Here is a 22,835-nt window from a genome sequence, read left to right on the forward strand (position 1 = left end):
GGTATGAGAATTTGGCCTGGACACCCGTATCCGCTGGGCGCTACTTTCGACGGCACCGGCACGAATTTCGCGATCTACTCCTCCGTGGCTGAGAAAATCGAACTCTGCCTGCTTGACGATAACAACAAAGAAACCCGCGTGGAACTGCGGGAAGTTGATGCCAATGTCTGGCATTGTTACCTCACCTCAATTCGGCCCGGGCAGCGTTACGGATACCGCGTCTACGGCCCCTACGATCCGGCTCAGGGCCTGCGTTGCGATCCTTCCAAGTTCCTCCTGGATCCCTACGCCAAAGCCATCGAAGGCAATATCACCAATGCTCAGGAAGTCTTTTCCTATGACTTCAACAATCCCTCGCAACCGTGCACCTTGGATTCACTGGGCCACGTGCCGGTCTCCGTGGTCATCAGCCCCTACTTCGATTGGGGCTATGACCGCCCACCCAAGCATGAATATAACGAGACCATTATTTATGAGACGCACGTGAAGGGATTCACCCAGCGCCACCCGGATGTTCCCGAAGAATTACGCGGTACCTACCAGGGCCTCACCCACCCGCCCGTTCTCGATTACTTCACCTCCCTGGGGGTGACGGCTATTGAGCTCATGCCGGTACACCAGTTCATCAATGACACCTCGCTCCAGGATCGGGGCCTGAGCAATTACTGGGGTTATAACACCATCGGTTTCTTTGCACCCCACGATGGTTACGCCACCCGCTCGCGCGGGGAGCAGGTCGATGAGTTTAAGGCCATGGTCAAAGCTTTCCACGAAGCCGATATTGAGGTCATCCTGGACGTGGTGTACAACCACACGGCGGAGGGGAACCACATGGGCCCCACCCTGTCCTTCAAGGGTATTGATAACCGCTCCTACTACCGCCTGGTCCCAGATGATCCGCGGCACTATTTCGATACCACCGGGACCGGGAACTCCCTGAATATGACCTCCCCGCATACCCTCCAGCTCATTATGGATTCGCTGCGGTACTGGGTGACGGAAATGCATGTGGATGGTTTCCGTTTCGATTTGGCTTCCACCCTGGCTCGCGAACTCCACGCGGTGGATAAGCTTTCTTCCTTCTTTGACATCATCCAGCAGGATCCCATTATTTCCCAGGTCAAACTCATCGCTGAACCCTGGGATGTGGGCGAAGGCGGCTACCAGGTGGGTGGCTTCCCGCCGTTGTGGACGGAATGGAACGGAAAGTACCGTGATACCGTGCGTGATTTCTGGCGCGGGGAACCGGCCGCACTGCCGGAATTCGCCTCCCGCCTAACGGGCAGCGCGGACCTGTATGAATCCTCCGGGCGCCGCCCCTTCGCTTCCATTAATTTCGTGACCGCCCACGATGGTTTCACCATGCGTGATCTAGTTTCTTATAACGAGAAGCACAATGAGGCCAATGGTGAAAACAACGCGGATGGCGAATCGAATAACCGCTCCTGGAATTGCGGGGAAGAAGGCCCCACGGATAATCCCGAAATCCTCGACCTGCGCGAACGCCAAATCCGTAATTTCATCTCCACCCTGCTACTCTCCCAAGGCGTTCCCATGATTTCTCACGGTGATGAAATTGGGCGCACCCAGGGCGGTAATAACAACACCTACTGCCAGGACAATGAGATCGCGTGGATGGATTGGGATCTCGATGACCGCCAGATGGATATTCTGCAATTCACGCGGGCTGCTATTGCTTTCCGCAAGAATCACCCGGTGTTCCGGCGCCGGCGCTTCGTGGCCGGTTTCGACCCGGTATGCGAAGGCTGCCTGCCGGAAATCGAATGGTTCCGCCCCGATTCCAGCCAGATGGAAGATTCCGATTGGGATTCCGGTTTCGCGCGAGCCCTCATGGTGTTCCTCAACGGTGCGGGTATCCGCGAACCCGATGAGCGCGGCAACCCGATTATTGATGATGATGTTCTCCTCATGTTCAATGCCGGCGACGACGAAGTTGAGTTCGCCATCCCGGGCGGTGTCTATGACCGCGAGTGGACGGAAGTGGTTAATACCGCGGCGGAGGTCAATCCCCAGATCGTCTTCGCCTCCGGGGATACCACCATCGTGATCGGGCGCTCCCTGCGCGTCTTCGTGCATGAGCCGTCCGAGGAAGATATCGACGACGCCCTGGCCGGCGCCCAGAAAACTCCGCAGGCCGTGCGCTAAGCTCGAAAGTATGACCGCAATCACTGACACCTCCAGTATTCCAGCTCTACGTTCCCACGTGCCTAGCGCCGGGCGGCGCCAGCCCGTGTCCACGTACCGGCTGCAACTCGGTCCCCACTTCACCTTCGCGGATGCCACCGCCCTGCTCCCCTACCTGGTGCAGCTCGGGATTACCGATGTGTACTGCTCCCCCATTCTCCAGGCCGCCCCGGGTTCCACGCACGGCTATGACGTGGTGGATCACACCCGGATTTCCGAGCCGATGGGCGGGCGGGCCGGTTTTGAGGCTTTTGCGAATGCCGCGCACGCGGCCGGCCTCGGCGTCGTCGTTGATGTGGTACCCAACCATATGGCCATGCCCACCCCGCTCTACCTCAACCGCGCCATGTGGTCCCTGCTGCGTGACGGCCCCGAGTCCCCCTATGCCTCCTGGTTCGATATTGACGTGGAGTCCAGCGACGATGGGATCCTCATCCCGGTGCTCGGCGAACGGGTGGGTACCGCGCTCGCCCGGGAGGCGATTAGCCTCGATCACGTCGTCGTACCGGGTTATGAGAACGACGGCGCAGTTCCCGTCTTGCGCTACTATGACCACGTTTACCCGGTCCGGAAAGGCACCGAATTTCTGCCGCTGGCAGAACTGCTGCAACGCCAGTACTATCGGCTTGCCTATTGGCGGGTCGCTGAGGAAGAACTCAATTACCGGCGGTTTTTCGATGTGGATACCCTGGCCGGGATCCGGGTGGAGGATCCGGAGGTATTTCAGGCTTCCCACGCGCTGCTGCTCGAGCTGTTCCACGCCGGCTTCATTGATGCTTTCCGGATCGATCATCCCGATGGGCTGGCCGATCCGCGTCAGTATATGGAGCGTCTGCACGAAGCGACCGGCGGGGCGTGGATCGTGGCGGAGAAAATCCTGGAGGGTGACGAAAAGCTGCCTTCGGATTGGAAGTGCGCGGGGTGTACCGGCTACGAGGCTTCGTGGCGTATCGGGGCGCTGCTGACCGACCCGGAGGGCGTGCGTGCCCTCACCGCGAATTTCGTGCATCTTTCCCATACCACCCAGCCGTATCCGGTCCTCGAGCGCGAAGCGAAAAGCCAGATTATGCATTCCTCCCTCCAGGCGGAAGTGGAGCGGATGGCGCGGCTCATGGCGGAAGTGTGCCGTGATGATCTGCGCCTGCGGGACCATTCCCAGCGGTCCTTGTACGATGCGGTCTCCGCGCTCGTCATCTGCATGGACCGGTACCGGGCCTACGTAGTTCCCGGGGAGAAAGCGCATGCCAGCGCTGAAACTGCGCTGCTTGAAGCCGCCGAACGCGCCCGGGGCCTGCTCTCCGAAGACCGGTGCGAAACCCTGGACGTTGTTGTTGATATTTTGCTCGGGCGGGAAATCGGTTCGGCGACGAAACGCCATGATGCTTCCCGAAACGAGGCGATTATCCGCTTCCAGCAGGTGTGCGGTGCGGTTATGGCCAAGGGCGTGGAGGATACCGCTTTTTATCGGTATACCGCGCTTACCTCGGCAACCGAGGTGGGATCCGATCCGCTGCGCGCCTCACTAACCCCCGATGAGCTGCATACCTGGACCCGGCAGATGATGGCCGATTGGCCCGTGATGATGACCACGCTCACCACTCATGATACGAAACGCGGGGAAGATACCCGCGCCGCTATTGCCACCCTGGCGGATTACCCCACCGAATGGCTGGAGCTCCTGGAACGGCTGCGCGAACGGCACGCAGCCTCCCGCCCGGCGGAACTCGATGGCCAGATCGAGAACCTCATGTGGCAAACCATTATGGGAACCTGGACGGATAACGGGCCTATCGAAGCTGATCGCCTCATTGACTACCTGCGCAAGGCTGCCCGGGAACAAAAATCTTGGACCACCTGGACCGAACCGGATGAAGCACTGGAAACCGGGCTTTTTGCTTATGCACGCTCGGTTATTTCCACCCCGGAATCGGTGGCTGAGCTCACGGCCTGGTGGGAACATACCCGCCCGGCGCGCCGCGCGCGTATCCTCGCCGCGAAGGTTCTGGCCCTCACACTGATCGGGGTACCCGATACCTATCAGGGGGAGGAAATCACCCGCAATCTGCTGGTGGATCCGGATAACCGCCGCCCGGTGAATTACCCGCGGCTCGCCAGCATGCTCGAGCAGCTCGATAGCGCCGGGGCACTCCCCGCGCAGGCGAGCGTCGATGAAGAAAAAATGTGGGTGACCTCGCGCCTCCTGCGCCTGCGCCGCGACCGCCCGGATACTTTCGTTTCGCTACGTTCGGGCTATGAGCCACTCGCGGTTACCACTGGCAATATTTTTGCTTTTACCCGCACCCTGGATGGGGAGCCGGATGTGGTCGTGGTGGTCGCGCGCCTCGCGCACCGCCAGGAGGTGGCCGGGGGCTGGGGCGATGCGCATATCGTGCTCCCGCCCGGGCGTTGGCGCAGTGTGCTGGAGGAAGGCGAGGTTGAAGGGCCCCAGCTCTTTGTTCGTGATGCCTGCGCGAATCTGCCGGTGGCGGTGTACGTTCGCGCTGAGACCTGCGGGTCCGACGCCGGAGGGAGCACCGATTAATGGAACCGCTGAGCGTCTGGGCGCCGGGGCGCACGAGAGTCGAGGCCCTGGTAGGCGAGGAGCGCCTCCCCTTCCGGCCGGTCACCGCTGCGGATATTGCGGCAGCGCGCGCGGGGCGCGACGGCGCGGCCCTGGCCAGCGGGCCGGGATGGTGGATCCTCGATACTCCCCTGCCGGCCGGCACCCGCTACCGCATCAGTCTGGATGACGGGATGGGGCTGCCCGATCCGCGCACCCGGCGCCAGCCCGAGGGCGTCATGGGGCCCTCCGAAATTGTTGATCTCGATGCCTTCGAGTTATCGCCCTTCCCCGGGGTGGATCCGCTCGGCAAGGTTTTTTACGAAATGCATATTGGCACCTTCACCCCGGAGGGCACCTTCGATGCGGCGGCGCAAAAATTTGGGTATCTGCGCGAGCTCGGGGTGGATATCGTGGAGGTCATGCCGATTTGCCCGGTGCCCGGCACCCGCAATTGGGGCTACGACGGCGTCGATATCTATGCAGTCACCGAAAATTACGGCGGTCCGGCGGGTTTCGCACGGTTCGTGGAGGCTGCGCATCACGCTGGCCTGGCAGTATGCCTCGACGTGGTCTACAACCATTTCGGACCCGACGGGAATTTCTTAGCCGAGTTCGGCCCCTACACCACGGATCGCTATTCTTCGGTGTGGGGCCCGGGTGTGAACGTGGACGGCCCGGATTCCGGCCCGGTGCGGCGTTATTTTATTGACAATATGCTCCAGTGGGCCCGCGATTACCACGTGGATATTTTTCGGCTTGACGCCGTCCACGCGATCCGGGACCGCTCCCGTACACATATTCTCGCCGATTTATCCGACGCCGCCGCGGCTTTCGCCGCGCAGACCGGCCGGCATATCGCCCTCGTAGCAGAATCCGATCTCAATGATGTGAGGATGCTGCGCCCCACAAGAGCGGGAGGCTACGGTATGGATATGCAGTGGGCTGATGATATTCACCATGCCCTGCATGTCTATGTGACCGGGGAAGATTTCGCCTATTACGGGGATTTTGCGCTTCCCGGAGCCCTGGAAAAGGCCATGCGCCGTGTCTTCGTGCACGACGGTAATTTCTCTAGTTTCCGGAAGCGAAACTGGGGTGCCCCGGTGCCCGCTGCCCTCGATTCGCGCCGTTTCCTCGCTTATACCGAAAACCACGACCAGGTGGGTAACCGAGCCCTGGGTGACCGCCGCTCCTCTACTGTGAGTGCAGAACACACCCTTGTTGCTGATGCGCTCATGCTGCTCTCCCCCTTCACGCCTCTTCTCTTTATGGGTCAGGAGTGGAGTGCTTCCGCGCCCTTCCAATTCTTCACCGATCACACTCCGGAGCTAGGGGAACGTGTGGATGCGGGGCGGATTGCGGAATTTCGTGACTGGGATTGGGGTGAGCACGCCGGCCAGATTCCCCCGCCCCAGGCGCTTTCTACGTTCACGCGCTCGCACCTGGACTGGGCGGAACTCGAGGAGCCCTCCCATGCTCGCTATCTCGAGGCGACCCGGGAGCTCCTGCGGCTGCGGCGCGAGCACCCAGATTTTTCTTCCCCTGACCGGGAGGATTCGGAGATCGTGCGCCTGGGTGAGGCGGGATATTACCGACGCGGAGCTAGCTTCGTGGTTTTCCATATAGGCGCGGCCGACCCCCTCCCCGGCGAAACAACTGCCAATAAACCAGGTGAAACGCAAGTGGAAGAAACGGCCGCGGCGGCCGCTCACCCCACTCGGGTGCAGTTACCGCCCGAAGCGGGCCGTCTACATACGCTCCTCACCTGGGGTAGCGTGACCGTGGCCGAATCCTATGTTGATTTTTCCGGGCCCGGTTTCGCGGTGCTCAGCCCCTACCGCCTCAACATCCCCTGCACCCCCGGCAGCGCCTAGCTCCGGGGCGCGGCCCGCGCTGAGGAGACTAGGAGGCTCGGAGGCTAGGAAGCTTTGCCTAAGCGGCGGCCCAGGCGCTCGCGCACGCCGCACACCGCCCCCGCAGAGGCACGCACCGCACCCACCGCGGAGCGTTTAGCGCGCAGCGCCAGCTTGAGACCGCGGTAGTAGCGCGGGCGCAGCGGCACATCCCAGGCGCCGGCCACCTCGGTGAACTCGGCAGCGAATTTTTGTTTGTAGCCGGTCACGCCTTCTAATTGCGGGGCGCGCTCCGAATGCACCCCCATCAGGTCATAAGCTTTCCGCCCGGTTTCCCGCAGCCACGTTATGGTGTGCAGATCCATGAACATGGAGGCGTGGCGCTGGCGAGCTTCCGCACTGGTTGCCGCGTAATAGGCTTCCCCGAGGTCATCGGTAGCGAGCACAATTTGCCAGGCCAGCGCCCGCCCCTCCGCGCGCGCCACGAAAAGCCGGGCGTGTTCCGGGCCCAGGGATTCCAGCATGGTCACGTATTGGCTCATGGGTGCTGCCCCGAAATCATCCCGGGTGGCCGTTTCGGTGAGAATGGCGTACAGCTCCGGGAAAACCTCCCGAGCCCGCTCCGTTTCATCGCAAAATTCCAGGCCTTCCGCCTCGGCTTTGCGTGCTTGGCGACGCCCCGACTTGGAGAAACTCGCCCGGATCTCCGCATCCGGGCGTGCGACGTCGACCATAACGGTGCGATCATAGGTGACCGTTTGCAGTAATTCGTGCAGGTCCGGGGCCGGGTGCCAGGCGTGAATCCGCATGAAGGCGAGGCTGCGATCCGCGCCCCGCACCAGCTGCCCCAGCGCGGTCCGGAACTCCAGTTCTTCCGCCGCCGCGGGCCGTTCCCCGAGCCACACCGGGCCTTTTTTCGCCCACAGGTAGGTGAAACCGCGCCCTTCCATCCGGGTCAGAGAAATAAGGGCACGCGGCGCACCTGCGCTATCGCGCCACAGGAAACGCCCGAATGGTGCGTGGCCGGGCAGGGCATCCTCGTAGCGGTCCCAGGCGGGCAGCTGCTCGAGGGGCAGGCCGTGGCCGGCAGCCAGGTCCAGGTAGGTGGTGTCATCGATCCGCGACAGCGAGAGTGTAGACATGCCGCCATCCTACCTGCGCGGCGCGCCTGGCTAAAACCCGCGCGCGGGCGCATTACGGTAATGAGCGTGTCTCAGATTCATGCACCCGAGGACTTCCTCACCGCGCTCGATAGCCTGCGCGGGCACGAGTTTCGTCCCGAGCTGCACATCGTGCAGATACCGCCCCCGAAACGCATTGCTCCGTGGGCTGTTGCGCTGCAGGCTGAGATTAATGATTCTACGACGATGGAGCCGGAAAGCTACCGCGGCGGAGCCCGCTTCGTGGTGCTGCACGACCCGGCCGGTCAGGAGGCCTGGCACGGAACCTTCCGGATTGTGTGCCATATGGGGGCGCCGATGGACGCGGCGATGGCCGGCGATCCCTTGCTCGGCGAAGTTGCCTGGGCGTGGCTGGCCGATACCCTGGATGCGCACGGTGCTGATTACCACCACCTGGTCGGCACCGTCACCCGCATGTATAACGAAACTTTCGGCGGGCTGGAGCTTTCCTCCTCCCTCACCGAACTGGAATTGCGGGCTTCCTGGACCCCGAGCAGCCCCGATCTTTATCACCACGTGCGGGCGTGGGCGGATTTTATCGCGCTCGCTTGCGGTTTAGCTCCGGAAGGAACGACGGCGCTGCCAGCCCGCTAGGGGCACTCTCGCTAGGAGGTGGCGCCCCTGCGCGTGGCAGCCCCGCGCCTGCGCATGCCCGCTAGTATTAACCGCGGCCCCTAGTCTGAGCAGTTGTGAGGTTATGACGTCTTCTTCTATTCGCTGGAGCGAGGATCCCACCCTCATTCATGTGGATACCCCGCGCGAAGGTATCCCGCCGCTCACCACCGGCTCCGCCTATCGCCCCGCGCTAACGAGGCTACGGCGCGGCAGCGGCCCCGTGGCGGTGGATGTGGAACGCGCCATGGGAATCCGCTATTCAGCCCGGGCCTACCTGATACAACTGCGTCGCGAAGGTTCGGGAACCCTGCTGTGTGATCCAGTGGGAAATGAGGAATATTACCCGGAACTGGCCGCGATTCTTGAAGATACCGTGTGGATTTTGCACGCCGCCGATCAGGATTTGCCCTCCCTGGGTGATCTCGGTTTGCGCCCGGGGCCCGGCAAGCTTTTCGATACCGAAGTGGCCGCGCTGCTGTTGGGCGATGAACATATTTCCTTGCAGGCTCAGCTGGCGGAAAATTTGGGGCTGCTCCTGGCGAAAGAACATTCGCAGGCGGATTGGTCCGAACGCCCGCTCGCCGATGACCTGCGTTCCTATGCCGCCCTCGATGTGGAATTGCTCGCGCCTCTGCGCGAGGTGCAGCTTGAGCGCCTGGAGCGGGCCGGGCGCCTGGAGTGGGCGGCCCAAGAATTTGAAGAGATCCGCACTCGGCCACCCAAAGCCGCCCCCGCGGAGCCGTGGCGGCGCGCCACCCACCGCCAAGATTTTTCTTCCCGGCGTGACCTCGCCCTGGTACGCGCCCTGTGGCAGGAGCGGGATCGTATCGCGCAAACCACCGATACCGCCCCCGACCTAGTTCTCACCCGCGCTGATATCGCGGCCCTCGCGCGGCGCCGCCCGCGCTCCCTGGCCGATGTGCGTACCGCCCGGCCGCTGCGTAGCGGGGGCAAACAGTATTTGGCGCCGGCCCTGTGGCAGGCGGTAGCGAAGGCCTGGGCGCTGCCGAGTTCCGAGCTTCCCGAACTGGCCCCGGCCCGGCCCGCCCGGCGTGCCGAACGCGGCATTCCACACCTGCTCGATCACGTGCGCGGTGCCGTTCAGGAACGCGCGGCGGAGCTGGGAATCCGCCACGATGTGCTTCTCAAACCGGCCGTGCAGCGCGAACTGGCGCGCCTCTTGCGCCACCGGGTGGCGCGCACCGCTCCCGCCATTGGCGATGCGCTAGCTGAGCTAGGAGCCCGCCCCTGGCAGGTGGAGAATACCGCCACCTGGATTGCCGCAGCGGTGCGCTAAAACTGCTTAGCGCAGCGCTGTCACCACTTCGAAGTGGTGGGTATTGGGGAAAAGGTCGACGGCGCGCATGGACTCCACGCTCCGCCCGGATTCCACCATGGCGGCCACATCGCGGGCCAGCGCGGCCGGATCGCAGGACACCAGGACGATCCGGCGGGCGCGGCTGGCTGCGGCGGCCCGGGCCGCCGCGATTCCCAATCCGCTCCGGGGAGGATCGGCGAGGAGAATATCGGCGTCGCTAATATCCCGTACCGAAATAGCGGCGGTGCGGGCACGTGCCCACGGGTAGCCCCGCAGGTTTGCGCGGGCGTCTTCCACCGCGGTACGCGCACCCTCAAGGCTTTCCACCCGGCCGGTTGGCCCGGTGGCGCGGGCTAGCGGCACGGTGAGCAGCCCGGCTCCCGCGTAGAGTTCGAGGATATGGTCGCCGGGTTCAACCTCGGCCGCGCGGGTCACCAGGTCGATGAGGGTGGCCGGTGCTTCGCGGTGGACCTGCCAAAAACCGGAGGCCCGTACCCGGTAGCGGTAGCTGTCCTCCCCCACCACTACTTCTTCGCGCGCGAAGGGGGAGCATTCCGCGCCGGTCGCGTCGAAGGTGCGCCCGCCGATGCTCACTGCCACCGGGCTGGCTGAGGGGGCGAGGATACGCACCCGCTGGCCCTCGCGCAGCGGGCCGATACTGCGCGCCAACCGGGTGAGGTAGCTGCCATCCCATAGGCCCAGCTCCTCAATCTCCTGCACCGCGAGGGGCATGGAGGTAATGGGGAGAACTTCGCGGCTACCTTCCCGGAACATTCCGAAGCGCCCCGCGCTCACGGTTACGTCAATGCGGGTGCGGCTCGCCCAGCCGCCGCTGGCGCGGTCGGATTCCAAGGCTGCAACTTCCGGAACAATGCCCTGCTCCGCCAGGTGATCGCTGAGCGCCTGCCCGCCGATGCGGCGCAGCGTGGCGGCGAGCACCTGGGTTTTCCACTCGTGCTGGTAGTCGAAGATCACGTGGCCCAGGTCCGCGCCGCCCACGCCCCCGGGCCCAGCTTCTGGCCAGGGATGGGCTTGGCGGTAGGGCGAGGGCTCGCCGAGCACCTCAATCACATCCCCGCGGGCGAAACGGGCGCGTTCCTCGGTGAGCGCTACCCGCACGTGTTCTCCGGGCAACCCGAAGCGAGCCAGGATTGCTTTGCCTTCGGCGCGCCCGATGGTAATACCGCCGTGGCCGATATCCTCCAGGGTGATATCGACGGTCGAATGATGAGATTGAGCAGCAGGGGTGGTCACAGATCTTCTCCCGAATGGATTTGGTAGGGAACTTGCACCAGCATGAGGCGCGAGTCATAGGACAGGTCAGCGAAAAGCGCGGGCACGGAACGGCGCAGGTACACCCGGTGCCACAGGGTGGTGGAGACCACCTTCGGGGCGATAACCAGCACAATATCCTGCGGGTGGGTATCGAGGAGGAAACGAATATAATCCACCAACGGCCCGCGCGCCCCGCTGGTGGGATTGCCCAGCACCGTCAATCCCACCGGTAATTGAGATTGACTCCAGGCGGCGCGTAGCGCAGCGGTACGGCTTTCACTCAGGTCTACGGTGAGGGCAGTGAGGGTGGAGGGGCGCAGCGCCCGCGCGTAGGTGACCGCCCGCAGGGTCGGCAAATTGAGTTCTTGAACCAGCACCACCGCGTGGGTGCGGACCGGTAGGCGCCGCCCGGCCCCCAGGTCCAGCGGTTTGAGGTGGGCGCTCATTTTTCCGCGCCCGCGCTGAGCGATGAGCATCCCCGCCGTGGGCACCGCCACCGCCGCCAGCGAGGTCAGCGTCCAGGCCGGCTGCATGGCCACCGTGACGAGCAAAACAAGGAATCCCGCCAGCGCGAAGAAAGCAAAGCCCCAGCGGGAGGCATGCGCGGCCCGGCGTTCTTCCCGCCGCTCCGAAGTTTTGAGAATCTGCCCGCCGCGCAGGGAGAGGGCCGCGCAATGGAGCGTGAAGATAAGGAAACATACAAAGACAAGGGCGACGACGCCGGCGTGCGTCGTCGATAGAAATACCCCGAGGGCGCCGGCAAGTACCGCCACCAGCAAGACCACGCCGCTGCGGGCCCGGGAGGCTTCCGGGGCGGCGAGGCGAGCGGGAAGTGCGCCGTCGAAAGCAAGTTCCCGCAACAGGCGCGGGAGGCGTTCGTACACCACGAAAACGCAGATCAAACCCAGGAAACCGAAAGCAATCGCGGTGATAATACGCCCGGCACTTCCCCAGAACGCGGTGCCCATAACGATGCTCGGCAGACCCACCGGGACCGTGAGAATATCCAGGCGCATTTCCAGGTAGAAGGTGCCCGAAAGCACCACCGCGGCGATGCCCGCAATGGTGCTCAGGGCGCGCGGCCCTAAGAAACGTTCCCGCCCGGTGCCGATACGCCCACCCACCAGCAGCACCACCGCGGCCAGGAAGCACATAATGACGAAGGTATTTCCGAGCGGGTGGATAGCTTGGGAACCGGGGAGTTCTTCGGCGCGGTTCGTGATGAGATCGGCAAGGGAGACGGTGCCGCGGGCCTCGCGCACCAGCCCGGTCACCAGGGTTGCGATAATCACTCCGCTCGCCGCCAGCACGGCGAGCAGCGCCCCCGCCAGGGGCAGGCGCCAGTGCACCAGCGCGGGCAGGGCGCACACCACCACCAGCGGGATTTGGATGAGCCGCCCGTCCACCGCCAGCGGGGTGAGGGCATTGACCGCCATGCCCACCAGCCCCGCGGCCAGCACCAGGAGCAGCGCGAAAGCTGCGAAGCGCGCGGCGGCGGCAACGGTGCCGAAAGCCGGGGAAATATAGCGGGAAACCACCTGGTGGGCGGCTTTCCCGGGCACCACGCGGGAGGCGGCGATGGTGGCCGCCACCACGAGCGCGAGCACCGCGGCCCCCGCCAGCGCCATCGCCCCCACGAGGGTGGGGTTCGCGAAGGGCGCCCCGCGTTGAATACTGCGCGGGAGGAGTACCACCGCCAGGCAGACGCAGGTGGCCGCGCCCACGTACTGGGACATCCCCAGGAAGGATAATTTTCTCATCACTAGGATACGGTACCCGCTTTGCGGTAGCGTAATGTAGTGCACTTCGTAATTATGGGATGCGGGCGCGTGGGTGCCGCGCTGGCGCTCTCGCTTTCCGCCATCGGCCATTCGGTGGCCATTATCGACCAGGACGCCGAAGCTTTCCGCAAGCTCCCCGAAGATTTCCCGGGGCAGCAGATCACTGGCGTGGGTTTCGACCGTGATGTGTTAGCGCGCGCGAATATCGACGACGCCGCCGGCTTCGCCGCCGTTTCCTCAGGCGATAACTCGAATATCATCGCCGCCCGGGTGGCGCGCGAAACTTTCGGGCTCACCAATGTGGTGGCGCGGGTCTATGACCCGACCCGTGCGATTATCTACGAACGGCTCGGGATCGCCACGGTGGCCCCGGTGCGCTGGACGGCGGACCGGGTGCTGCGCGAGCTCATCCCGCTGGGCCCCCACCACGAATTCCGCGATCCCCTCGCCCGGATTTCCCTCATTGAAGTGGCGGTAGATCGGCGCTGGTTCGGGCGCACCGTGGCGGATGTGGAAGAGGAAACCGGGGCGCGGGTCGCCTATATTATTCGCAGTCTGGCCGGGCTCCTCCCCCATAGCGACACCGTGATCCAGGACGGGGACACCCTCAAAGTGCTCGTCGCTTCCGAGAATGCCTCCGGCGTGCAACATGTGCTGCTCAAATCGGAAGGTGCGCAGTGAATATTCTCATTATTGGGGCCGGCGCGGTCGGGGTGTCGGTGGCCCGCGAACTCCTCAAATCCGAGCATTCCATTTCGATTGTGGATAAGAAGCCTTCCGCTATGCGCATTTCGAGCGCTTCGGATGCGGATTGGCACCTGGCCGATGCCTGCGAAGTTCCCGCGCTGCGCGAGGCGGGCGCCGCGGAGGCAGATATTATCGTCTGCGCCACCGGGGATGACAAAGTGAATTTGGTGGTGTCCTTGCTGGCGAAAACCGAGTTCGGGATCGCCCGCACCATCGCGCGCGTGAATAACCCACGTAATGAATGGCTTTTCACCGACGCCTGGGGCGTGGACGTGACCGTATCTACCCCGCGCATTATGGCTTCCCTGGTGGAGGATGCGGTCTCGGATGGCTCCCTCACCCAGGTTATGCGTTTCCACCGCAGCGGGGCGAGCCTATGGCAGGTTTCGGTATCCGCCGAGGCCCCGGTGGTAGGCAGCGCCATTAGTGATATTGAACTTCCCGCCGGCGTCGCCATTAACGCTATTATTCGCGACGGCGTGCCCCTCACGGCTGATGCCGATCTCATCGTGGACGTGGATGACCAGGTGCTCCTCATTGACGGCGGGGACGATGTGGATATGTCCGCCCTCAAGAACTATTTCCGGCCCCGCCCGGCTCTCGCTCAGGATGCGGAGGGGGAATCCGCCGCGGATTCGGAAGGCTCCAGGTAGGTACTGGCGGGCGGCAGGCCGCGCACCAGCAGCCAGGTGGCCCACAGGATCAGGCAGAACAGCACCGGCCCGGCAATAATTTTGATGACTCCCAGCGCCGCGGTATTACCGCTGATAAAGAAGGGTAGTTGTACGACGACGCGGCCAGCGAACATGGCGAGCCACAGCCACGTAATGCGGGTGTAGCGCCGGTAGGTGAGCCGGGCGGCCGGGTGGGTGGCGCTGCGCCAGCTGGCAATATCCCCGCGCAGCATCCCGATGATATATCCCATGATGGGCCGCCGGATGAGGAGGGAAATCGTTACTCCTACCGCGTAGGCGGCGTTGGTGAGGAAGCCGGGTAGGAAATAGGTTTCCGCGCGCCCGGATCGCCAGGCGAAGAAGGCGGAAATTCCCACCACGAAGAGCCCGCCGAGGGCCGGCATCACATCAATACGCTGGATAAGCCGCACCAGGATAGCCAGGATCGCCATGCCCAGGGGCACGAGCACCGCCAGGGGAATATTGCGGGTGGCCAAATAAATAATGACAAAAACCAGGGCGGGAACATTGGCTTCGATAACGCCGCGCACCCCGCCAATAGCTTTCCAGGCGTCGAATTCTTCCCCGAGCACCGCGCGCAGGCCGCCGCCGGGTGTGGTGGTATCCATGGGGCCTCCCGGCTTGTTACGTGGGCGTTATGTGTGCGGGTGCGGGGCGCTCGGCTAGAGCACCGTATATTCCGGGTTATATGCTACCAGCACGCCCCGGCGCCGCAATGGCACCACCCGAGCGCGAATGCGATCCCCGACCCGCACGCAATCAATGGTGCGCCGCCCTTGGAAAATAAGGGTGAGGAGCCCCGCGGTGGTTTCCACGGCGATGCGCACCTCCGGGGTATGTGCCCCATTTCCTCCCGGGGCGCCCGGGTACGTGATGGCGATAATATCCCCCGTCACCCACACCGGCGTAGCCATAGGTATCTAACTATCGAGCTAACTAGCGAATCTCTTGGATTTCCGGGCCGCGCTTGGGCAGCTCAATGCCGGTATCCGCCGTTTCGGGTTCCGGTTCACCCTGCTGGGGAAGGGCGAGGGGAAGCAATTCACGCGGCGGGATGGCCTGAGTGCCGCGCACCACCACCAGATCATCAAGAACCCGGTGGAGTACTTCGGTGCCGCGGGCGGGGTCTACCGCCCCGCGCCCGGTCACTGCTACCCGCAGCAGCCAGCGCGGGCCGTCAATACCGATAAAGCGCACCGGCACCCGGCCGTTCTCCGCGGGCATCTGGGCTTGAATTTCCGGGCCGTACTCCCCTTCGGCTTCCTGGAAGCGCCCGCCCTGGTTGGCGATGGAAGAGATAACTTCCACGCGGATGCCCTCCCACAGGCCGGTGGATTTCGGGGCGGCGAAAACCTGTAATTGCACCGCGGAATCGCCCATCATGTAGACCACGCCAAGCACGACCTGGCGTTCGCGATCCACCGAGAATTGCATGGTGGCATCGGGCAGGATCGGCAGGCGCAGGGCCCCGCCGTCAATAAGCGCGGGATTCTCCGGAGCTTCCGATTCATCATAGGGGCCGCGTGCCTTCGGGCCGGCCGCGGCAGCGGCATTGCCGGCATCTGCGCTACCGGCATCAGCATTGCCGGCAGCGCCATCCGCCACGCCGGAGTTATCCGCGGCGAGGTCCTGGCCGGCTTCGTCACGTTCGTCCGGCTGCGATGCCAGGGCCTCGTTTTTCTTCCGCCGTGAGAACCATGCCATGCTTATACTCCTCGTCCCGATTCCTTCATTCCCTCTAGTCTACTGAGGGAGCTCACCCTCGTGGAATGCACCACCCACCGTAGGGATGCACTGTAGTGAGATACCGCGGCCCGTGGGCCGCGGCGTCGTCGTACTTCTTCTTCGCGTGCCGCAAACGTAACCGCCGCACGCAAGCTCGTTTCTCGCTAGCCCGCGCAATCCACGCAGACGGGCAGGCCATCTTCCACGTGATCCAATTGGGAGCGGTGGTGAACCAGGAAGCACTGCGAGCAGGTGAATTCATCATCCTGGGCCGGAATCACATTGACGGATAGCTCAACATTGGACAGGTCCGCGCCGGGCAGCTCAAAGCCCTCGGCCGCTTCGACCTCGTCCTCATCGACCGCACCGGATTGCTGGTCCGAGCGCCGCCCGGCGAGCTGCTCGAAAGAATCCTCGCGGAGCTCCTCGTCTTGCTTGCGCGGAGCATCGTAATCTGTTGCCATAAAGTCACTCTCCAAAAGTGCCGGGGTCCACGCGGTGGATTCCGCACGAACCGGCGTCCACCCGCGAGAAACGGATCTTTCCGCCCTCGCGTATGGTCCTGACGGGTGGTACTGCGCGCTTAGTGTAACAGCACCCGCGCCACATGGAAACACACCCGCGCCCAATGCCTGCTTTTCGGGCCCGGAGGTGGCACCCTAAGAGTGGTACCAAGAGTAAGGGAAGAGATGAAAAAGCTGGAGCTGCTCGGCTTGCAACCCGACGGTCACAACCTCACGCTTAATGATGAGGAGGGCAATCGCTACCTGCTGCCCGTCACTGATGATCTGCGGGCGGCCCTGCGCAAGGATCCCCATCCCAGCGCTCCGGATGAGGAGATCACTCCGATGGGGCCGCGTGAAATCCAAGCTTTGGTGCGGGCCGGCCGCAGTGTTGACGATATTTCCGAGATGGCTGCACTGCCCCCTTCGCGTATCTCCGCCCTGGCTCACCCCATTATTGCGGAGCGTAACTACACCGCCGCACAGGCCCGGAACTACACTCTCGGGCGCGATGTGGGAGGTTTCACAGTTGAAGAACTCGTCACATCGCGGTTGGTTGCCCGCGATGTGGATACCGCGTCGATTACGTGGGATGCGGTGCGTGAGGCCGGGCAGCCCTGGGCGCTGATTGTGCGGTTTATCTCCGCCGGGCGCGAGCACGAGGCCCGCTGGTTTATCGATACGGATCGCCACACTCTCCAGGCCCGCAATGATGAGGCGTCCTGGCTTTCGGAAACGTCCCTCACGGCCGATGCCGGCCCTTGGCGCCCGGATCACACCCCCGCGGTAGTGCCGGGCAGCGCGGATCCTGTTTTTTCCGGTACGACGACGCCCGCGGCGGTTCCCGCCGCGGTGGCCTCTCCGGCGGCGGCTCTCCCAAGCGTGGTGGATACTCCCCCGGCGCGTGCCTCTATTGATGAGGTGCTGGCCTCGCTGGATTCTCAGCGTGGTAAGTCACGGCCCATGCCGGATGCCGATCATGATATTGACCCCGATGAATGGGATGGGGCGCATCGGGCTCCCGAAGATGAGGAGGAGCTGCGAGCTCCGGCCACCATTGTTTCCCTGCCCTCGCGCGAGGGGCAGCTGCCCGGCCAGCGGGCGCTACTGGAGCCCGAAGAGCTGGCGCAGGCCCCGGTGCTCCGCCCGGCTTCCGGTTCGGATGCGGGTGCTGGTTCTGACGCGGGTGCTCGGGCAGTCTCCGGTGCGAGCGCGGAACCGAGCGGTTCTGACGTGGCTAGTGGTACAGCAACAGAGAGTCCCGCTCCCGCGCCGGCACCTAAGGCAGCCTCCGCACCGGTTCCCAATAAAACGGCCCCGGCTAGCGCGCCGGAGAAAGCCGCTCCGGCAGCTACCGAGGCACGGCGCGGGCGCAAGCGCACGGATCGGCCCACCATGCCATCCTGGGATGAGATCGTCTTCGGTAAAAAGGACTAGTGTTAGCGCGCTAGTGCCCGCTCTGGCACGCTAACGCCACGCGGTGCCCAGCAGCCGCGCGCACCGCTACCCATTCCGGAGTCTCACGTAACCTCCGGCACGCGCCGCTACGCATTTGCAAAGCACTACTTAAGCTCCAGGAGCAGGGGGATCAGCATTTCCGTGGGGGTAAGCGAACCGTGGACCCCGCGCATAAAGGTGGTGCCCGGCTGCATCTGCCCGGTGTGCACCACGCTCAGGCGACCGCGCTGGAAAGCGAGCACATCGCCCATAGCTTCGCGTGCCTGCGCAGTGACCGGCCCGAACATGCCGGTGGCGATGGCTTCCTCTTTGGTGTAAATCCAGGAGCGCTCCCCCAGGTAGTCCCGCCAGCGTGCCGCCACCGCTTCCGGTTCCCGAGTGTAAAGATGCACCGCGCGTTCTTCCCCGGAATACAGGTCCACGCCTTCGCTCAGTGCCGGCGTGGTGGCCACATCAATGCGTTCGCTCGGATCGACCATGCCGTGATCAGCAGTGAGGACCAGCAGGGTATCCGGGGGGAGCAGCCGGGTGAGCAGGCGGATACCAGCGTCCAGATCTTCGAGCGCCATAGTCCATTCCTCACTGGTGGCTCCCCAGCGGTGCCCGCGGTGATCGACGTCCCCCCAGTACAGGTAGGCGAAACGCCCGCCCTCCCGCAGGAACCGCGCGGCTAGGTGCACCCGGTCATCGAGGGCCGGGCCTCCGATCGCGGTAAAACCACGCCAGGCGGCCCGGGTCAGCCCCGAACCGATATGGTCCGGATCCTGGATGGCTCCCAGCTGCTTGGCTATCCCGGGCCGGGCGACCTCCAGGCGCTGCGCCCAGGTGGGGACCGGCTGCCATTCCTCCGGATCGAGCCCGCTATTCTCCCAGCTAATCAGGGAGAAATTGCGGCCGGTACGCGGGGAGCGCAAGGAGTAGGACAGCATCGCGGTGCGCCCGGGGAGTTCCCCGGTACCCAGGGTGGTGAGGGCGGCCGCGGTGGTGGATGGCGCAGTGGAGGTGAGCGGTTCGCGCGCGGTGAGAGCCCGCAGGGTGGGTGCGTGGCCAATGCGCGCCGCCAGGTTTTCCGCCCCCAGGCCATCCACGAGGACGAGGCAGACTCGGCTAGCACGCGGCAAATCCAGCATGCCAGTCCGCGCCGTTTCCGCCGCGGATTCCGTTTCGGGCAGCACCCCGCAGGCGGCTAAACATTCACCCAGGACGGCACGTAGCGAGCGCGCGGCAGGCAGCACAGGAAGCTCAGTCATGCCTCTCAGTCTACTTTCCGCCTCGACACTCCTGCGCCGCCGCCCCGCCCGCGGCCAAAAAGCGGGATAATTGAGCAATGCCCAAGAATACGAGCCCCGCGGAACATATCGTCGATATTAACGTGTCGGAGGAGATGCGCACCTCCTTCCTCGAGTACTCCTACTCGGTGATTTACGCGCGTGCCCTCCCCGATGCTCGCGACGGTCTCAAGCCGGTGCAGCGCCGTATCCTCTTCCAAATGGGGCAGATGGGCCTGCGCCCCGACCGCGCCCATGTGAAATCCTCGCGCGTGGTGGGTGACGTGATGGGGCGCCTCCACCCCCATGGTGATACCGCTATTTATGACGCGATGGTGCGCCTCGCCCAACCTTTTACCATGCGCTTGCCGCTGGTGGACGGGCACGGTAATTTCGGTTCGCTCGACGACGGGCCAGCTGCCTCGCGCTATACCGAGGCACGCCTGGCGGCCCCGGCCATGGCGATGATTTCCTCACTCGACGAGGACGTCGTCGATATGGTCCCCAATTATGACAACACCCTCCAGCAGCCCGAGGTGCTCCCGGCCGCCATCCCGAATCTGCTGGTCAATGGCTCCTCCGGCATCGCGGTGGGAATGGCGACGAATATTCCACCGCATAATCTTATTGAGGTTATTAACGGGGCGAAGCACCTGCTGCGCCACCCGGATGCGAGCCTCGAGGATATTATGCGTTTTATCCCCGGCCCGGACCTGCCCGAAGGCGGAAAAATTATTGGTTTGGACGGTATCCGGGAGGCTTACGAAACCGGGCGCGGTATTTTCCGTACCAGGGCGACGGCGCGCATCGAAAAAATCAGCCCCCGTAAGCGCGGAATTGTTATTACAGAATTGCCCTATCTTGTGGGGCCGGAAAAGATCATTGACAAGCTCAAGGACGCCGTTAACGCCAAGAAAATTCAGGGGGTCTCCGGGGTACAAAACCTGACCGACCGGCACCATGGCATGCGGCTCGTCGTCGAAGTAAAAAATGGGTTCCACCCTGAGGCGGTCCTCGCCCAGCTCTACCAGCACACTCCGCTCGAAGATTCTTTCGGGATTAATAATGTGGCCTTGGTTGATGGCCAGCCGCAAACCCTGGGGCTGCTGGAGCTGCTGCGGGTGTGGATTAAGCACCGCATCACAGTGACGCGCCGGCGCAGTGAGCACCGTTTACGGGCGGCGCAATCTGATTTGCACCTGGTGGAGGGCTTGCTCATTGCCGTCCTCAATATTGATGAGGTGATCGCGGTTATTCGTTCCTCGGAAGATACCGCGGCGGCCCGCGAGCGGCTCATCGCTGTTTTTGATCTCTCCGAGGCGCAGGCCGATTATATTTTGGAGCTGCGGCTGCGCCGCCTCACCAAGTACTCCCAGATTGAGCTGGAAGGGCGCCGGGAGGAGCTGGAGCGCACCATCGCGGAGCTGGAAGAAATCCTCGGTTCGCCCGAGCGGCTGCGGGACGTGGTCGCTTCCGAAATGACGGAGGTGGCCCAGCAGTTCGGGACCCCGCGGCGCACCGTGCTGTTGGAATCGGACGGGGCGGCCAGCGCGGCGGCACCGGCCGCCCTCCCCCTGGAAGTTTCCGATGATCCGACCTGGGTACTGCTCTCGGGAACGGGGCTGGTGGCGCGCACCGCGGGCGGCGATGCTCCCGAGCGCGGCGGCCCGCGCCGGGCCCACGATGCGATCATTTCGCGGGTTGCCGCCACGGCCCGCGGGCATATCGGGGTGGTGACCAGCCACGGGCGCATGATCGACCTGGATGTGCTCACCGTCCCGGCGCTTCCCGATACCGTGGGGGCTCCCTCGCTGGCCGGGGCCACCCCGATAGCGGATCTGATTTCTCTGGATTCCGGGGAGCGCGTGATCGGGCTGGCCCCGCTTACCGCGGCCGAGGGCGATCCAGTTCTTACCCTCGCCACCGCGCACGGGCGGATTAAACGGGTGAACGGCGCGTACCCGAATAAGGAAAGCTGGGAGGTTATTACCCTGGCTGAGGGCGATAGCGTGGTGGGCTGCGCCCTGGCCCGCGATACCGATCAGGTGGTTCTTATTACGAGCGATGCGCAGTTATTGCGTTTTGAGGCATCACTGGTGCGCCCGCAGGGCCGGGCCGGCCAGGGTATTGCCGGGATTCGCTGCGCGGAAGGCGCCCAGGTGATTACCCTCGGGGTGGTGCCCGGTGATGATCTTGCCGGTTCCCTGGTGGCCACGATTGCCTCGAATGCGCAGGCGCTTCCGGGTACCGAACCGGGCAGCGCGAAGGTGACGCCGCTGGATCGTTTCCCGGCGAAGGGCCGGGGTACGGGCGGGGTGCGCGCCCAGCGTTTCCTGCGCGGGGAAAATATGTTGGCGGTGGCCGCTACTGGCCCCGAGCCGCTGCGCGCTATCACGGCCTCCGGCCAGCCGGTTGAGCTACCCGAAGTTGAAGAAAAGCGGGATGCTTCGGGCAGCGCCCTGACGGTCCCGGTGGCAGCTATCGGAAGCTAGCCGCACGGCGCGGTGTTGCCGCGGCCGCTTGGCGCATGTACCGCCACATGCCGCTAGGCACCGCACACCGCCGCGGAACGCGGCTCCTTAGGAGCGCGCCGGCAGATCCGGGAGCGGGTGGTGCACCACCCGGGTGCGTTCGGTGACCTCGAAGCCGAAACTCTCATACAGGCTCAGGCGCGCTGCGCTTTCGGGAGTCAGGCGGCTGCCGTCCGGCTCGTAGTGGACGGTGAGATCCAGGGTGGTGGCATCCATGCCGCTATGCGCCTGGGCGGCGATACTGGCGGCCAGCAGGCGGGCATTGACCCCGTCCGGGCTTTCGGCCCGCACCGCGAGCTCATCAACATAGCCCTCCCGGAATCCCAACCCGGGCCAGTCCTGTTCATAAGCGGCGGTCATAATGCACCCGAGTACCCGGGGCCGATCCCCGCGGGTATCTACCGCCAGGAAACTCCATTCCCGGCGCATAAAAGCACATTCGATCCGCCACTGCTCCCGGGTGTAAATCGGGTAATTCAATTTATCTGCGTAAAAGGAATTGTGGGCGAGAAGCGCGGCGTCGTCCCGATCCGGGGTGAGGGGAACAAGCTCCACGCCGCTATTGTCCGTATGCGCGGAAACGGGCAGAGGCAGCGGCCCGCGCGTGAGCGGGCGGCGCATTTGCAGGTAGGAGAGCCGGTCGGTGAAACCGGCGGCCGCCAGGGCCCGGCCCCGTTCCGGGTCCCAGCTTTCCACATTCGCCACGGCCACCGGGTGGAGGGTGCCGGCCGCCAGGGCCGGGGCGCGGCGTAATTGTTCGGCGAGCACCTCGCGGGCGGCCTGTTCACGCACTTCCGGGCTGAGCTCGGGATGCACGCTGGCCGAGAGCGTGACCGTGGGATGCGCGGTGCGCGCATCGTAAAGGCGCACAATACCGAAGGCGAGGAGGCGCCGGCCCGGTGCTGCGTCGTCGTACCACCCAAAAACGCTATGCGGAACCGAGGGCTCAAACATGAGGTCGATTTCTTCGCGCGAGGTGCGGAAACTGGAGTTCACGGCACTTTGGTGGGTGTCCAGCAGCGTGAAAATCGCGCGGGCGTCCGCCGCCGTGAGATCGCTCCACCGTATCGCGCCGTTACCCATGAGCCCTCCTTTACGGGTATGACTCTCAAGTGTA

18 protein-coding genes are annotated in these 22,835 nt (G+C 64.1%); 9 read left to right on the top strand and 9 right to left on the bottom strand.

The window, feature by feature from the left end:
* Nucleotides 1–3 precede the first annotated feature (3 nt).
* The 3 genes from glgX to treZ are packed head-to-tail and all read left to right on the top strand — an operon-like array spanning nt 4 to nt 6,642.
* Nucleotides 4–2,166 carry a glycogen debranching protein GlgX gene (gene glgX / locus ACRQDJ_RS00180; protein WP_284889528.1) on the top strand — a complete coding sequence of 721 codons (2,163 nt, stop codon included), beginning with the start codon at nt 4–6 and terminating at the stop codon, nt 2,164–2,166.
* 10 nt (nt 2,167–2,176) lie between these two features.
* Nucleotides 2,177–4,747 carry a malto-oligosyltrehalose synthase gene (gene treY, locus ACRQDJ_RS00185; protein ID WP_435717710.1) on the top strand — a complete coding sequence of 857 codons (2,571 nt, stop codon included), beginning with the start codon at nt 2,177–2,179 and terminating at the stop codon, nt 4,745–4,747.
* Nucleotides 4,747–6,642: a malto-oligosyltrehalose trehalohydrolase gene (gene treZ, locus ACRQDJ_RS00190; protein ID WP_435717711.1), complete on the top strand. Its 1,896-nt coding sequence runs from the start codon at nt 4,747–4,749 to the stop codon at nt 6,640–6,642. Before treY ends, treZ begins: the two co-directional genes overlap by 1 nt.
* A 44-nt stretch (nt 6,643–6,686) precedes the next feature.
* Here treZ and ACRQDJ_RS00195 read toward each other — a convergent pair whose 3' ends face one another.
* Nucleotides 6,687–7,763, bottom strand: coding sequence for a lipid II:glycine glycyltransferase FemX (locus ACRQDJ_RS00195; RefSeq protein WP_284904706.1), 1,077 nt, complete (start codon nt 7,761–7,763; stop codon nt 6,687–6,689).
* A 60-nt stretch (nt 7,764–7,823) separates the two neighbouring features.
* Between ACRQDJ_RS00195 and ACRQDJ_RS00200 the strand changes: the two genes are divergently transcribed.
* Nucleotides 7,824–8,396, top strand: coding sequence for a DUF3000 domain-containing protein (locus ACRQDJ_RS00200; protein WP_284904705.1), 573 nt, complete (start codon nt 7,824–7,826; stop codon nt 8,394–8,396).
* A 103-nt stretch (nt 8,397–8,499) separates the two neighbouring features.
* Nucleotides 8,500–9,714 (top strand): HRDC domain-containing protein, encoded by a 1,215-nt coding sequence (locus tag ACRQDJ_RS00205; protein WP_284904704.1) that lies wholly within the window; start codon nt 8,500–8,502, stop codon nt 9,712–9,714.
* 6 nt (nt 9,715–9,720) lie between these two features.
* On the opposite strand, the gene ACRQDJ_RS00210 is transcribed toward ACRQDJ_RS00205, so the two are convergent.
* Both ACRQDJ_RS00210 and ACRQDJ_RS00215 read right to left on the bottom strand, forming a co-directional pair.
* Nucleotides 9,721–10,989, bottom strand: a complete 1,269-nt coding sequence (locus ACRQDJ_RS00210) for a class I SAM-dependent RNA methyltransferase (RefSeq protein WP_284904703.1) — start codon at nt 10,987–10,989, stop codon at nt 9,721–9,723.
* Nucleotides 10,986–12,770 carry an APC family permease gene (locus ACRQDJ_RS00215; RefSeq protein WP_493925882.1) on the bottom strand — a complete coding sequence of 595 codons (1,785 nt, stop codon included), beginning with the start codon at nt 12,768–12,770 and terminating at the stop codon, nt 10,986–10,988. The genes ACRQDJ_RS00210 and ACRQDJ_RS00215 overlap by 4 nt, the downstream gene beginning before the upstream one ends.
* 54 nt (nt 12,771–12,824) lie before the next feature.
* Between ACRQDJ_RS00215 and ACRQDJ_RS00220 the strand changes: the two genes are divergently transcribed.
* Nucleotides 12,825–13,472, top strand: a complete 648-nt coding sequence (locus tag ACRQDJ_RS00220; RefSeq protein ID WP_035276902.1) for a potassium channel family protein — start codon at nt 12,825–12,827, stop codon at nt 13,470–13,472.
* Nucleotides 13,469–14,191, top strand: coding sequence for a potassium channel family protein (locus tag ACRQDJ_RS00225; protein ID WP_284904701.1), 723 nt, complete (start codon nt 13,469–13,471; stop codon nt 14,189–14,191). The genes ACRQDJ_RS00220 and ACRQDJ_RS00225 overlap by 4 nt, the downstream gene beginning before the upstream one ends.
* On the opposite strand, the gene ACRQDJ_RS00230 is transcribed toward ACRQDJ_RS00225, so the two are convergent.
* From ACRQDJ_RS00230 to ACRQDJ_RS00245, 4 genes are all read right to left on the bottom strand, one after another.
* On the bottom strand, nt 14,143–14,841 hold the full coding sequence (locus ACRQDJ_RS00230) for a DUF3159 domain-containing protein (protein WP_284904700.1): 699 nt from the start codon (nt 14,839–14,841) through the stop codon (nt 14,143–14,145). The genes ACRQDJ_RS00225 and ACRQDJ_RS00230 overlap by 49 nt on opposite strands.
* Nucleotides 14,842–14,895: 54 nt before the next feature.
* The gene (locus ACRQDJ_RS00235; protein ID WP_026428833.1) at nt 14,896–15,147 is read right to left on the bottom strand and encodes a hypothetical protein; all 252 of its coding nucleotides are present in this window, start codon (nt 15,145–15,147) and stop codon (nt 14,896–14,898) included.
* 22 nt (nt 15,148–15,169) lie between these two features.
* Nucleotides 15,170–15,937, bottom strand: coding sequence for a DUF3710 domain-containing protein (locus ACRQDJ_RS00240; protein ID WP_284904699.1), 768 nt, complete (start codon nt 15,935–15,937; stop codon nt 15,170–15,172).
* A 185-nt stretch (nt 15,938–16,122) separates the two neighbouring features.
* Complete coding sequence (locus tag ACRQDJ_RS00245; RefSeq protein ID WP_016442648.1) at nt 16,123–16,422, bottom strand: DUF4193 domain-containing protein; 300 nt, start codon at nt 16,420–16,422, stop codon at nt 16,123–16,125.
* Between the two features lie 225 nt (nt 16,423–16,647).
* Here ACRQDJ_RS00245 and sepH point away from each other — a divergent pair, with 225 nt between their 5' ends.
* Nucleotides 16,648–17,898 (top strand): septation protein SepH, encoded by a 1,251-nt coding sequence (gene sepH, locus ACRQDJ_RS00250; RefSeq protein WP_284889543.1) that lies wholly within the window; start codon nt 16,648–16,650, stop codon nt 17,896–17,898.
* A gap of 125 nt (nt 17,899–18,023) precedes the next feature.
* Here the strand turns inward: sepH and ACRQDJ_RS00255 are convergent, their stop codons facing one another.
* A complete protein-coding gene (locus tag ACRQDJ_RS00255; protein WP_284889544.1) occupies nt 18,024–19,169 on the bottom strand; it encodes an alkaline phosphatase family protein in 1,146 nt (381 codons plus the stop codon).
* Nucleotides 19,170–19,246: 77 nt separating this feature from the next.
* Between ACRQDJ_RS00255 and ACRQDJ_RS00260 the strand changes: the two genes are divergently transcribed.
* Nucleotides 19,247–21,679, top strand: a complete 2,433-nt coding sequence (locus ACRQDJ_RS00260; protein WP_284889546.1) for a DNA gyrase/topoisomerase IV subunit A — start codon at nt 19,247–19,249, stop codon at nt 21,677–21,679.
* Between the two features lie 87 nt (nt 21,680–21,766).
* On the opposite strand, the gene ACRQDJ_RS00265 is transcribed toward ACRQDJ_RS00260, so the two are convergent.
* Nucleotides 21,767–22,801, bottom strand: a complete 1,035-nt coding sequence (locus ACRQDJ_RS00265) for a hypothetical protein (RefSeq protein ID WP_284889547.1) — start codon at nt 22,799–22,801, stop codon at nt 21,767–21,769.
* Between the last annotated feature and the right edge of the window lie 34 nt (nt 22,802–22,835).

The sequence above is a fragment of the Actinotignum urematis genome (genome assembly GCF_051264595.1).
Lineage (GTDB): Bacteria > Actinomycetota > Actinomycetes > Actinomycetales > Actinomycetaceae > Actinotignum > Actinotignum timonense_A.